Genomic DNA, 11,806 nt, shown 5'->3' with positions numbered 1-11,806 from the left:
GGTACTCCTAGCCTGCTGCTTCATCCGTGCCAGCAGCGTCCGGGCCGGCGAACCGGCTGCGGTATTTGGACGGAGAGAGGTTGTACTGCGCGGCGAAACACTGCCGGAACTGATCGGCTGAGCCGAATCCGCAGCGCCGGGCAATAACGGCCACGGGAAGCTGGCCGGACTCCAAGAGCCGGGCGGCGGCGTCGAGCCTGGCGGAGCGGACGAAACGGGCCGGCGGCATGCCCAGCTCGGACTGGAACAGCCGGCTGAGGTGGCGTCCGCTGACACCAACCCGGTTCGCGATGGCCGGCGTCGAAAGATCATCCGCCAGATGGGCGGCAACGTACCGGGTGGCCGCGTGAACCGTGCCGCTGTGCCCCTTGTCCCGGGCCAGGAAGAGGCTCATCTGTGCCTGGTCGCCGGGGCGGTGGAGGTAGGTGACCAGATCGCGGGCCACCTGCCGGGCCAGGGCGGCACCGTGGTCCTCCTGGATGAAGGAGAGCGTGAGGTCCAAAGCGCTGGTGACTCCGGCCGCCGTGGCTATCCGGCCGTCCCGGATGTAGATCGGCGCCGCGTCAACTGTGACCTGCGGATAGCGGCGGGTCAGGTCCGGCGCGAACCGCCAATGCGTCGTCGCGCGCCTGCCGTCCAGCAGCCCGGCCGCAGCGAGCACGCTGGCCCCGGTGCACACGGAGGCTACCCGGCGGCTGGTGGCCGCCAGCCGCCGGACATGCCGCAGCAGTGGGCCGGACGCGGCAGCTTCCTCATGCCCGGTCCCTCCGGCCACGATCATGGTCTCCGCGGGGCCAAGGAACTTCTCGAGGGCGCCGTCCACCGAAAGCGTCAGCCCCGTGGCGCACTGCACCGGGTGACCGCCCAGCGCGAGCACACGCACCTGATAGGGATGCCCCAGCCTCCCGATGTGGTTGGCCAGAAACAGGGGCGTGGTGATGCAGGCGATGTCCAGCAGCTCAGCCTGGTCGTAGGCGATCACAGCCATGGAATGCGATTCCATTCGGGTCCTATCCGAGATCCTGGGACGAGTATCCCAGAATTACGGACCAAGGTCAGGGGCCACGGCTAAAGCGCCCGGGACCGGTCCTAGCCTCGAAGTATGAATCCACAACAAGCTCTCAACAGCACCCCGCCCCGCGTCCTGCTGCTGCCCGGCGCCTGGATGGGTTCCTGGATCTGGGAACCCACCGCCGAAAGCCTGCGCAGCCGCGGACTCGACGCACAGGAGGTGACGCTGGCGGGCCTGGAACCCGAGACGCCCGCGGAGGAACGTGCTGCCATCCGTCTCGCTGACCACGTGGACCAGGTCTGTGACCTGGTCGAGCACGGCGCCCCGGTGGTCCTGGTGGCACACTCGTACTCCGGAATGGTCGCCGCCCAGGTCGCAGACCGGCTGGGGGACCAGATCCGCTCCAGCATCCACTTCCAGAGCTTCCTGCCGGTTGATGGCTGCAGTCTCGTTGATCTCTGGGGGCCCGACGGCGATGCCCGCGCCCAGGAGCGTGCAGACATCATCGCCGATGGGTACCTGTGGGCCGCCCCGCCCGCTGCGGCACTGGACGCGGAAGCAGGGCTGGGCCCGGAAGAGAGGTCTTATCTGGCGGAGCGGTTCACCCCGCACCCCGGCCGGACTGTCCTGGACAAGGCATCCCTGGAGCAGCCGGTGCGGTCCCAGCGCGGTGTGTTTGTCACTCCGGCACGGACCCAGCTGCCGGAGGCCCTGGGTGGAGCGGCGGACTGGAGGATCGAGATCCTGCCCGGCGGCCACTGGCCCATGCTGGAACACCCGGGGGAGGTCACCGAGCTCATCGGGGACCACACCGCCGCGGTGGACAGCCTGCTCTAGGAACCGCTGCCGCGGTCCTTCCGGATGGGCAGGACGCGGCGCCTGAACTGTTTCTTGACGGCGGCATCGACATGTTCGGCCACGTGGGCTGTCAGCTCTTCGCGGGCCAGTTTCCGCTGCGCCCGCAGGAGCGCTTCGTGTTCCTGGTGGAAGGCCTTGGCCGTGGCGGCGCACATCATCAGGATGACCACGCTGAACGGCACAGCGGTGAGGATCGCCGCCGTCTGAATGGCCTCGAGGCCGTTGGCCAGCAGCAGTGCGATGGCGACGGCGGCCGCGGAAAGCGCCCAGAAGATGCGGATCCAGTTCTTGGGTTCAACCTCGCCGCCGGTGGAGAGCATGCCCATCACCAGTGCACCGGAATCGGCGGACGTGATGAAGAAGATCCCGATCAGCAGGACGGCACCCACGGTGAGCAGCGTCCCGCCCGGAAGACCGTCCAGCATGCCGAACAGGGCTCCTTCCGTATCCACTGTGCCGTCCGGGGCGACGAGCCCACCGCCGCCGAAGAGTTCCTGGTAGATGGCGGTGCCGCCCAGGACGGAGAACCAGAGGAAGCCGACAATGCTGGGAACCAGGAGGACGCCGGCCACGAATTGGCGGACCGTCCGGCCCTTGGAGATACGGGCGATGAAGATGCCGACGAACGGAGCCCAGGAGATCCACCAGCCCCAGTAGAAGGTAGTCCAGGCGGCCTGCCAGGCCTCACCCTCGGCGCCTGAGAACGCCAGGGTGTTGAACGTCAGGCCGACGACGTTTTGCAGGTAGTTGCCGATGGACTGCACAAATTCGCGTAGGAGGAACAGGGTGGGACCGGTGAACAGGACAAACAGCATCAGGGCGCCGGCGAGGATCAGGTTGGCGTTGGACAGCCACTTCATGCCCTTCCCCACACCGGAGACCAGGGAAGCGATGGTGAGGGTGATGATGCAGAGAATCAAACCGATCTGCGTCAGCTTTGTGGCCTGGATGAGGTTGGCTTCTTCGAGCCCGGCAGAGATCTGCAGGACACCCAGGCCCAGGGAGGTGGCAACACCAAAGAGGGTTCCCACCAGTGCGACGATGTCCACCAGGTTGCCCCAGCCGCCGGAGACGCGCCGGGTGCCCAGCAGCGGTTCGAGGGTCCAGCGGATGGTAATGGGCCGGCCCCTGCGGTGGACGGCGTACGCGATGGAGACACCCACCACCACATAGATGGCCCAGGCGTGCAGTCCCCAGTGAAGGTAGGTCTGGGTGAGGGCACGCTGGGCGAGCTGGATTGGAGTGCCCGCAACGCCCGGCGGCGGAGATGCGTAGTGGCTAAGGGGTTCGGCGACGCCAAAGAAGACAAGCCCGATGCCCATGCCGGCAGCAAACAGCAGCGCGAACCAGGACATCACCGAGAATTCGGGCTCGTCTTCGTCCTTGCCGAGTTTGATGTCACCGTAGCGGCTCAGCCCGATCCAGAGAGCGAAGGCAACGAACACGGCGACGGCTGCGACGTAGTACCAGCCGAACCACCTAATGACGTTGGTTTGGATGGAAGTGAACATCTCCGTGGCCGCGGAGGGAAACACAATCGCGAAGAACGCGAAAACCACAATGATGGCGGCCGCGGGCCAGAACACCCATCTGTCGACTCTCTTGACGGGGGGCCTCGCCTGGGGTGCCGGTTCCACCTCCACCTCCGCCTCCGCCTCGGAGTTGGAGGTCGCTGTACTTTCCTCTGGTTCGTTCTCCGGATCTTCGCTGGTACTGGCGCCTGGTGTGGCGGACATTCCCAATTTCTCCTCCTGCGCTGTGAAGCGCTCAGACTGCTCTGATGAATGCTTCGTTGCGTGTTCTGCAGCATGTAAGTCTACTGATCAACTCTGCGCAAAGATCGGCCGCAGCGAAAGTCCGCCAGCATTGATGCCCGATTGAGATACGGAACACCGATTTCAATCCGGCAGGCGCGTGCATAGGCAGCCTGCTCTGCCTAGCCCTTCTGGTAGTGCCCGGGCCACTCATCGGCGGGGATGCGGGAGATGGTCCGGACTTCGCCGATGGTTCCCCATTCGTTCAGGCCCAGCCGGGAGAGCGGCCGCAGCCTCTCGATTCGCGGGTGGGCATCGGCGTCGAGTGCCTCCGCTGCCACCGCCGCGTGGATGATCTCGCCGTAGACAACAAAACAGTCGCCCACCGGGTGGATCTCACGCAGCCGGCATTCCAGCGCCACCGGCGAGCCGGCAACGCGGGGAGGACGGACCGTGGTGCTCTGTTCCCGGGCGATGCCGGCGGCGTCGAACTCGCTCACTCCGGCAGGGAAGCCCGTGCCGGTGGCGTTCACTGCCTCGAAAAGTTCCTCCGGAGCCAGGCTGACGACGAACTCTCCGGTCTGGCGGATGTTACGCAGGGAGTCCTTCTCGCCCACCGAGGTGAAGGAAATCATCGGCGGATTCACGGAGGCCACGGTGAAGAAGGAATGCGGCGCCAGATTGTCCACGCCGTCTGCGGAAAGGGTGGAAATCCAGGCGATTGGCCGCGGCACCACCACCGAGGTCAGCAGGCGGTAAAAGGCGCGCCCGCCCATGGCGGCTGGCTCGAATTCCGTTCTCATTCTCCGAGCTTAGCGGTGAGCTGCGTCATGGCCGTGTGAGCATAATGGGCTATGAGCATCATCAAGATCAACGCAATCACTGTCCCTGCCGACTCCGGCGATGAGCTGGCCCACCGCTTCGCAGCACGTGCCGGCGCCGTCGACAACCAGGAGGGTTTCGAAGGGTTCGAGCTGCTTCAGCCGACCGACGAGCGCAGCACCTGGCTGGTCATCACCCGGTGGCGCGATGAGAAGTCCTTCCAGGATTGGGTTGCTTCCAAGAACTTCGGCCGGGGGCATGGCCACGGTGACAGCCACGGTGAAGGTGCGGATGCGGCGCGGCAGAAGCCCGTGGGCGTCAGCGCTGAGCTGTGGAGCTACCGGATCGCCGGGGGCAGCACCCCGGAAGCCTAAGCTTCCTGCCGGCGGGGGAAGCGCCCGGCGGCCGGTTCCCAAACCCGGCCGGGGCTGGGATGGTGGAACAGGGGCACGGTGCAAGACCGACTTTGAAACCAGGTGCAGCATGGAACTGATCCCGGGCAACTCCCTCATTACGGAAACACCGGAAGCCGGACGCAGGTTGGCCATGGACATGGCTTTGCACAGCATTTACGCGATCCAGCCGGATGGAGAGATCCTCAAGACCGGCAGGACGGTCTACGCCACCGATCCGGATGAACTGATTGCGTCCTCCCAGGTGGTGGCCCTGGAATTCGCCACTATCGCGGCGGCGAACAACTACTGGCGCTGAGCGGTCCCCGGGCTGCCCGCCGGGGCGATGTTGTGATTGCGCCGGAACAGGTTCCCCGGGTCCACCGCCTGCTTCAGGGCCGCCAGCCGGGCCAGTTTCTCCCCGGAGTACACGCTTGGGGCTGCCTGCACGGGATCCTCCGCGCCCATGAAGTTCACGTATTGGCCCCCGCCGGAGTGCGGCTCCATGTCAGCGGCCAGTCCGCGCACGAACGCGGTGTGGTGGGCGTCGTCTGACTGGTCATTCCAGAAGCCGTACACGTTCAGCCAGTAGCCCGCGCCGCGGACCGGGAACGACGTCGCATCCTCCGGTACCCGGGCAAAAGCCCCGCCCATGTGGTGGATATCGAAGCCGGTGCCGCGCCACGCCTGTTCCCGCCCGCGGCGGGTGAGGACCTCGATGACGTCCCCGTCCAGCGCGTCGAAGGACGTGTTCTTCCAGTAGGCACGTGACCCGTCCGGAAACAGGGGATCCAGCGAGGACTGCCAATCGGTCCAGGGCACCGGGTCCACCATCTCGGCATCCGGGGGAGCGAGCGTGCGCAGGCGGCGGACGGCGTCGTCGGCGGCCTGATGGTCTTCGCCCGCCCAGGCGAAGCCCACCGCCAGGACCGGATCGTCTCCCATGTCCCAGTCCGGCGGCGGCACCAGGAACGACGCGATACTGGTGAGTTCATCCGGCAGGTCCCCGGTCCAGGCTTCGAAGGCCCGGAGCGCCTCCGGGAAGCGGTCCGCACCGTAAACCAGGTTGCCGCTGTACACGGTCTCCGGAACGGGCCAGGCCCGGAAGGTGAAGGAGGTGACGACGCCGAAGTTTCCGCCGCCTCCGCGCAGGCCCCAGAACAGTTCGGGCTCCTCCTGCGCCGACGCATGCACCGCCGTGCCGTCCGCCAGCACGACGTCGGCGCCGATCAGGTTGTCCACGCTGAGCCCGTGGGCGCGGGTCATCCAGCCGACGCCCCCGCCCAGGGTCAGCCCGGCCACTCCCGTTTTTGACACAACTCCGAGTGGAACGGCCATCCCGAACGGAACGGTTGCGGTGTCGATGTCCGCAATGGTGGCTCCACCGCCCACCGTGACCGTACGGTCAATCGGATCGACCTCCACTGTCCGCAGTCCGCCGAGGTCGAGCACCAGGCCGCCGTCGACAGTGCCGTTGCCGGCCACGTTATGGCCGCCGCCCCGGACAGCCAGCGGCAGCCCCGTGGCCTGCGCGAAGGCCAGCACCGGAGCGACGTCGTCCGGGCTGGCCGCCCGCACCACGGCGGCGGGCAGCACATCGATCATCCCGTTCCAGACCAGGCGCTGGTCCTCATACCCCGCGTCGCCGGGCAGGACCACCGTCCCTGAAACGGCGTCCGCGAGGGCCGGATACAGGCTGTCCTCCGGCTGCGGCCAGGGCACAGCGGCCGAAGCGGAATCGGAGAGGGTTGGGTTTTCGGTCATGATCCACCGCCTTGGGAGCACCCGTGCTCCGCCCGGCCGGGAGAAGCGCAGGAGTGGGGAACTGGTAACTGAACCCAGTGTTGGCTTCTCCGGCAGCAGATTCAACGGGTTCCGGAGAAGTCCGCACGGCCCGGCTGCAACCGTCCGGATTCGGGCTGTTTCTTCCGGCATCCGATTGTGTTTTGGCGGGGACCGGACGAAGACTTGGGGATGGGCCCGACGTCGTCGCGCTGCCGGATCCCGCCGCTGCCGACGCCGCTGCCAGGCAAGGAGTAAACGTGGAATTACCGTCGGTTCACAGCTCCCAGGTGGATCTGTGGGCGCAGGCCTTTAGGGCCGACCGCCCGCTGTTTGAGGCCGCCGAGACGGCAATCCATGCGGCCGTTGTGGCCCGGCTGGGCGATGACGGATTGAACTACCACCACATTCAGCACCGCGTGAAGGGCGCCGGATCACTCAGCGAGAAGCTGTCCCGGACCCTGCCCGACGGCACACCGAAATATCCCAGCGGGATGGGGGACATCGACGACGTGATCGGGCTGCGGGTGATTCTCTTCCTGGATTCGGATATCGGCAGTGCCATCAACGCCCTCAGCGGAGCTTTCGACCAGCTGGGCCACGTGGACAAAGCCGGTGAGCAGCGTTCCCGCGGAGAGTTCGGCTACTCGGGCCAGCACCTGGTGCTTGCCGTTCCGGACCGGAATCCGCCGCCTGGCTGCGAAGCGTTCTGCGGCCAGCGGTTCGAGGTGCAGCTGCGCACCATCCTGCAGCATGCCTGGGCCGAGTTTGAGCACGACATCCGTTACAAGGGCGGCGGGGAGGTGCCGCCGGAGGTGAACCGGGCCTTCACCCTGGCATCGGGCCTGATCGAGCTGGCTGACCGGGAATTCGACACCATCAACGAACTGGTCACGGCGCAGAAGGCCCGGGATGAGCGCGAGGCCGTGCACGCCGTTGCGGCGCCGTCACTGACGCTCACTGCCGATGCGGTCCGGGGCATCCTGGAGCACGAACTGCCGCAGAATCCGCGCAGCCGGGCCGACCAGTACGAGTGGCTGGTGGAGGTGCTGCGCGCCAACGGCGTGGTCTCCGTTCCGCAGGCCTACGCCCTGTTCAAGACCGCTGACTGGGCCATTGTGTCCCGGCGGATTGAGTACCGTTTCCGTCCCGGCCACGTCCGGGCCGCAGACGACGTCCTGCTGCACCGTTTTGGGTTGGATTATGTGGAGCGCACGCAGCTGATGGACGATGACGGTACGCGCCGCGCGAAGCTGGAGTACCGGCTGCGGCGGCTGGGTGGGTAGCGCTTGCCGCTGGCAGGCCGGGCTAACCGGGCAGGCCTGGCGGATCGGAGGGGCGTGCGGACCGGGGTTAGGGTGGAAGAAGTCCAACCTGAAGGAGAAACCGTGGCATCCCTGCTGACCCCGCTCATCACGTCCGCCGGCCTGATCGGCGGGTACAAGACCGCCCGCGATACCGGCAACCGCCAGCTCGGCGGAGCAGTGCTGGCCGCTGCCGGTGCGGCGGCGTTCGCCCTGTGGAAGCGCGACGCCGGCACCGGGACCGCCGTCGCCCTCACCTCCACCTATGTGGCCGCCTTCGGCCTGTCCCATCCGCTGGCCAAGAAGCTGGGTGCCTGGCCTGCGGTGTACACGGTCACTGCTGCCACCGCTGCTGCCTCGCTGGTGTTCGGGCGGCGGAAGTAGCGTTACCGGTGGCTTTCACTGAGGAACTCACTCACCGAGGAACTTTCACTGAGGAAAGGGGCGGGCATGCCTGAACACTTCTCTGTGGGGGACCACGTTTCGTGGAACTCCGAAGCCGGCCGGGTCTCGGGCCGGATCATCAAGGTGCATACGTCGGACTTCGATTACAAGGGCCACACTCACCGGGCGTCCCCGGAGGAGCCGCAGTATGAGATCCAGAGCGACAAGACAGACCATGTTGCCGCTCACAAGGGCAGTGCGCTCCGCGGCCTGAAGGAGTGACCGCGGTGGAAACACCACCGATCTTCACCATCGGCCACTCCAACCGTTCCTTGGATGAGTTTCTGGAGCTCCTACAGGAGAGTGCCATCGAGCAGGTGGCTGACGTCCGGAAGCTGCCGGGCTCCAAGAAATACCCGCAGTTCAACAACGATGCCCTCGAAGCGTCCCTGGCGGAACACGGCATCAAGCTGATCCGGCTGGAAGCGCTCACCGGCCGCCGTCCGGTCAGCAAGGACGTACCGTTCGAGGTGAACGCCTGGTGGGAGAACCGGAGCTTCCACAACTACGCGGACCACGCGCTCTCCGCGGAATTCCGTGAGGCGCTCGAGGAGCTGCTCGGCACCGCAGCGTCGTCCCGGACGGCGCTGATGTGCTCGGAGGCGGTGTGGTGGCGGTGCCACAGGCGGATTATTGCCGATCACCTTCTGGTCCGGGACGCGGAGGTCTGCCATATCCTCGGCAAGGGCCAGGTGAAACCGGCCGAACTCAGCGCCGGCGCCGTGGTTGACACGGATCGAGGGCTTACTTATCCGGCCCGCTAATGCCAAAGCGTAATCCTTGGGGGCGGCATCAGGCTTTTGGAACCGGGGCAGGCTGTCAGGCCGGAAGCGCCAGGTGCAGGACCGGGTAGGGGCGGCCGTCGCCGTCGAGTTCGCTGCGGCCCACCTGCACGAACCCGCGGCTCAGATAGAACCCGAGGGCTCCTTCATTTTGTTCGTTGACATCGAGCCGGGTAACTCCGTAGCCGGCGATGGCCTCGGAGAGCAGGGCCGAACCAACACCCTGTCCCCGGGCCGGATCGGAGACAAACAGCATCTCCAACGTCCCTTCCGAAACTCCTGCAAAACCCAGTACCTGAGACCCGCGCTCAGCAACAATGAGCGTCACCGCCGGGAAATACGCCGAGGCAAGGTTTCCTTCAATCCGTTCAAAGTCGGATTCGGCCAGGAAATCGTGGGTTGCCCTCACCGCACTGCGCCAGATCTCCACCAGGCGCGGGTACTCGGCCGTCCCGTGGCTGGGGCGAATCGTCAGCTGCTGCTCCGTCTCATTCATGGGCCCATTTTCTCACTGGAGCTCCCACGGTGCTTCCAGGCAGCTGAGCGCGCCGCTTACCGCCAGCCGGCGTCGGGAGCCACCAGCTTCACGATGTTCTCCAGCAGTGCCGCGTTGTAGTCAACACCCAGCTGGTTGGGCACGGTGACCAGCACGGTGTCGGCTTCGCGGACCGCGGCGTCGGCGGCCAGCTCCTGCGCGATGACGTCCGGCTCTCCGACGTAGCTGCGGCCAAACCGGGCCAGGCCGCCGTCGAGCCGGCCCACCTGGTCGCGGCTCTCGGCCTGCGCCCGCAGCCCGAAGTAGCGGCGGTCGGCGTCGGAGACCAGCGGAATGATGCTGCGGCTGACGGAAACGCGCGGCGTGCCCGGGTGGCCGGCGTCGGCCCAGGCCTGGCGGTAAACCTGGATCTGCTCTGCCTGCAGTTCGTCGAACGGAACACCGGTGTCCTCGGTCAGCAGGGTGGAGCTCATCAGGTTCATGCCCTGCTCGCCGGTCCATTTCGCCGTCGCCCGTGTCCCGGAGCCCCACCAGATGCGCTCGCTGAGTCCGGGCGACTGCGGTTCGATCGCGAGCAGGCCGCTGGACCCGGTCATCTCCGGGTTGGCCGGCGCGATGCCGTGTCCGGCGATCGCGGCCCGGAAGACGGCCGTGTGGCGGCGGGCGAGGTCGGCGTCGGACTCGCCTTCGGCCGGAACGTAGCCGAAAGACTCGGCGCCGCGCAGGGCGGGCTCGGGGGATCCCCGGCTGATGCCGAGCTGCAGCCTGCCGCCGCTGATCAGGTCCGTGCCGGCCGCTTCCTCAGCCATATAAAGCGGGTTCTCGTAGCGCATGTCGATGACGCCGGTGCCGAGTTCAATCCGGCTGGTGCGCGCCGCCATCGCTGCCAGCAGCGGGAATGGAGAGGCCTGCTGCGGGGCGAAGTGGTGGACCCGGACGAAGGCGCCGTCGGCCCCGACGTCCTCCGCGGCGACGGCCAGCTCAATTGCCTGCAGCAGCGCCTCCCGGGCGGTCGGCGTCAGGGAGCCCGGAACGTCGCGGTAATGGCCGAAGGAGAGGAAGCCAATTTTCTTCATATCTGCAACAGCGCCCCGGCCGGGGCGGATATTCCGCCGCGGTTCCGGGCATGCGGCAACCACTGTTTCCCGGGCCGCCCCGGGGCTAGACTCGCGGACCATGGCACACGAACTCGTGGCACTTGAAACCGAGGGCTGGCACGCTCTTTCCACCGGTCCGGAAGAGGCCACTGAATACTACTCGCGGGTGCTGGCACGGGAGCCCGTGATAATGCTGACCAACGGGCTGCGGATCACCGACCGCAACCAGATCATCGCGTCCATGGGCGGTCCGCCGTGGACCAGTTTCGAGATCATCGAACCGCTGGAGACCTATCTGGGGTCTGACGCCGGATTTCTCACCTACAAGGTGCGGGCCGACCGGGACGGCACGCCGTACACCGCGCTGCTCAGCAGCGTCTATGCCAGGGAGGACGGCGAGTGGAAGCTGGCCCTGCACCAACACACGCCGTACTGAGGTTGAACCTTCTAGTGCTGCTCCGCGGGCTGGGCATGAAGACTCTCATCGGCAGGACCGAAGGCGGCCCGGGAGAATGAAATGGTGAGTCCCGCCCGTTCCGGTGCTGCGACGTAGAGTCCGGCCCTGGTGGAACCGGTGATGTCCAGATGCGCTACCCGGATAGTCCGCCAGGGCGCCTTTTCACTGCGTGCTCGAAGGACCACCGAGTTCCCGGTCCAGCTGGCACGGATGGTTACGTTAGTGTGGGCCCATTCCGGCACGGGGCTGAGGGACCAGTCGGAGTAATCACGCGTCACGACAGCACCCACATGAGGTTCACCGTCGGTGATTTCGACGCCCGCCTTGATCCAGTTGGACTCATCGGTGCGGATCATGAGGCCGGCTTGGTCATAAAGACTGTCGTAGGAGGTTTTGAACGTGACCTCCAGGGCGCCGTCTCCAGCGACGGGCGCAAGGAGGGCGTGCCCTGAATCCCGCTGGAAGCCGTAGTACGTCTTTTCCCAGTAGTCGCTGCCCTGGGCCGCCTCAACCAGCAGATTGCCGCCGTCGGCTTCGCTCCTGACGGGCGGATGCGTCCATGTGGCCTGGTCCAAAAACTCCTGCATAGTCCTGCCCTGTCCCCTC

Annotated in this window: 15 protein-coding genes; 8 read left to right on the top strand and 7 right to left on the bottom strand. The window is 66.5% G+C overall.

Annotation, left to right across the window (positions count from 1 at the left end):
- Nucleotides 1-7: 7 nt before the first annotated feature.
- Nucleotides 8-1,003, bottom strand: a complete 996-nt coding sequence (locus tag H9639_RS04710; RefSeq protein WP_191806987.1) for a GlxA family transcriptional regulator — start codon at nt 1,001-1,003, stop codon at nt 8-10.
- A gap of 99 nt (nt 1,004-1,102) precedes the next feature.
- On the opposite strand from H9639_RS04710, the gene H9639_RS04705 reads away from it, so the two are divergent.
- Nucleotides 1,103-1,849, top strand: a complete 747-nt coding sequence (locus H9639_RS04705) for an alpha/beta fold hydrolase (protein WP_191806986.1) — start codon at nt 1,103-1,105, stop codon at nt 1,847-1,849.
- Here the strand turns inward: H9639_RS04705 and H9639_RS04700 are convergent.
- Entirely contained in the window at nt 1,846-3,606 is a 1,761-nt protein-coding gene (locus tag H9639_RS04700; protein WP_191806985.1) for a BCCT family transporter, read from the bottom strand. The two genes, H9639_RS04705 and H9639_RS04700, sit on opposite strands and share 4 nt — an antisense overlap.
- 200 nt (nt 3,607-3,806) lie before the next feature.
- The gene (locus H9639_RS04695) at nt 3,807-4,427 is read right to left on the bottom strand and encodes a flavin reductase family protein (protein ID WP_191806984.1); all 621 of its coding nucleotides are present in this window, start codon (nt 4,425-4,427) and stop codon (nt 3,807-3,809) included.
- Between the two features lie 51 nt (nt 4,428-4,478).
- Here H9639_RS04695 and H9639_RS04690 point away from each other — a divergent pair, with 51 nt between their 5' ends.
- Both H9639_RS04690 and H9639_RS04685 read left to right on the top strand, forming a co-directional pair.
- Nucleotides 4,479-4,820, top strand: coding sequence for an antibiotic biosynthesis monooxygenase family protein (locus tag H9639_RS04690; RefSeq protein ID WP_191806983.1), 342 nt, complete (start codon nt 4,479-4,481; stop codon nt 4,818-4,820).
- A 109-nt stretch (nt 4,821-4,929) separates the two neighbouring features.
- A complete protein-coding gene (locus tag H9639_RS04685) occupies nt 4,930-5,157 on the top strand; it encodes a hexameric tyrosine-coordinated heme protein (RefSeq protein WP_191745618.1) in 228 nt (75 codons plus the stop codon).
- On the opposite strand, the gene H9639_RS04680 is transcribed toward H9639_RS04685, so the two are convergent.
- Nucleotides 5,145-6,602 carry an FAD-binding oxidoreductase gene (locus H9639_RS04680; RefSeq protein ID WP_191806982.1) on the bottom strand — a complete coding sequence of 486 codons (1,458 nt, stop codon included), beginning with the start codon at nt 6,600-6,602 and terminating at the stop codon, nt 5,145-5,147. The genes H9639_RS04685 and H9639_RS04680 overlap by 13 nt on opposite strands.
- A 278-nt stretch (nt 6,603-6,880) precedes the next feature.
- Between H9639_RS04680 and H9639_RS04675 the strand changes: the two genes are divergently transcribed.
- From H9639_RS04675 to H9639_RS04660, 4 genes are all read left to right on the top strand, one after another.
- Complete coding sequence (locus H9639_RS04675; protein ID WP_191806981.1) at nt 6,881-7,906, top strand: GTP pyrophosphokinase; 1,026 nt, start codon at nt 6,881-6,883, stop codon at nt 7,904-7,906.
- 102 nt (nt 7,907-8,008) lie between these two features.
- Nucleotides 8,009-8,308 (top strand): hypothetical protein, encoded by a 300-nt coding sequence (locus H9639_RS04670; protein ID WP_191745622.1) that lies wholly within the window; start codon nt 8,009-8,011, stop codon nt 8,306-8,308.
- Between the two features lie 66 nt (nt 8,309-8,374).
- Nucleotides 8,375-8,590, top strand: a complete 216-nt coding sequence (locus tag H9639_RS04665; protein ID WP_191806980.1) for a hypervirulence associated TUDOR domain-containing protein — start codon at nt 8,375-8,377, stop codon at nt 8,588-8,590.
- Between the two features lie 5 nt (nt 8,591-8,595).
- Nucleotides 8,596-9,132: a DUF488 domain-containing protein gene (locus tag H9639_RS04660; protein ID WP_191806979.1), complete on the top strand. Its 537-nt coding sequence runs from the start codon at nt 8,596-8,598 to the stop codon at nt 9,130-9,132.
- A gap of 55 nt (nt 9,133-9,187) precedes the next feature.
- Here H9639_RS04660 and H9639_RS04655 read toward each other — a convergent pair whose 3' ends face one another.
- Both H9639_RS04655 and H9639_RS04650 read right to left on the bottom strand, forming a co-directional pair.
- On the bottom strand, nt 9,188-9,646 hold the full coding sequence (locus tag H9639_RS04655; protein WP_191806978.1) for a GNAT family N-acetyltransferase: 459 nt from the start codon (nt 9,644-9,646) through the stop codon (nt 9,188-9,190).
- 56 nt (nt 9,647-9,702) lie between these two features.
- The gene (locus H9639_RS04650) at nt 9,703-10,722 is read right to left on the bottom strand and encodes an LLM class flavin-dependent oxidoreductase (protein WP_191745626.1); all 1,020 of its coding nucleotides are present in this window, start codon (nt 10,720-10,722) and stop codon (nt 9,703-9,705) included.
- Nucleotides 10,723-10,822: 100 nt separating this feature from the next.
- Between H9639_RS04650 and H9639_RS04645 the strand changes: the two genes are divergently transcribed.
- The gene (locus tag H9639_RS04645; protein WP_191806977.1) at nt 10,823-11,179 is read left to right on the top strand and encodes a nuclear transport factor 2 family protein; all 357 of its coding nucleotides are present in this window, start codon (nt 10,823-10,825) and stop codon (nt 11,177-11,179) included.
- An 11-nt stretch (nt 11,180-11,190) separates the two neighbouring features.
- Here the strand turns inward: H9639_RS04645 and H9639_RS04640 are convergent, their stop codons facing one another.
- Nucleotides 11,191-11,787, bottom strand: coding sequence for a DUF1349 domain-containing protein (locus H9639_RS04640; RefSeq protein WP_191806976.1), 597 nt, complete (start codon nt 11,785-11,787; stop codon nt 11,191-11,193).
- Between the last annotated feature and the right edge of the window lie 19 nt (nt 11,788-11,806).

Source organism: Arthrobacter gallicola (assembly GCF_014836775.1).
Taxonomy (GTDB): Bacteria; Actinomycetota; Actinomycetes; order Actinomycetales; family Micrococcaceae; genus Arthrobacter_B; species Arthrobacter_B gallicola.
This window is presented reverse-complemented; position numbering and strand designations above follow the sequence as displayed.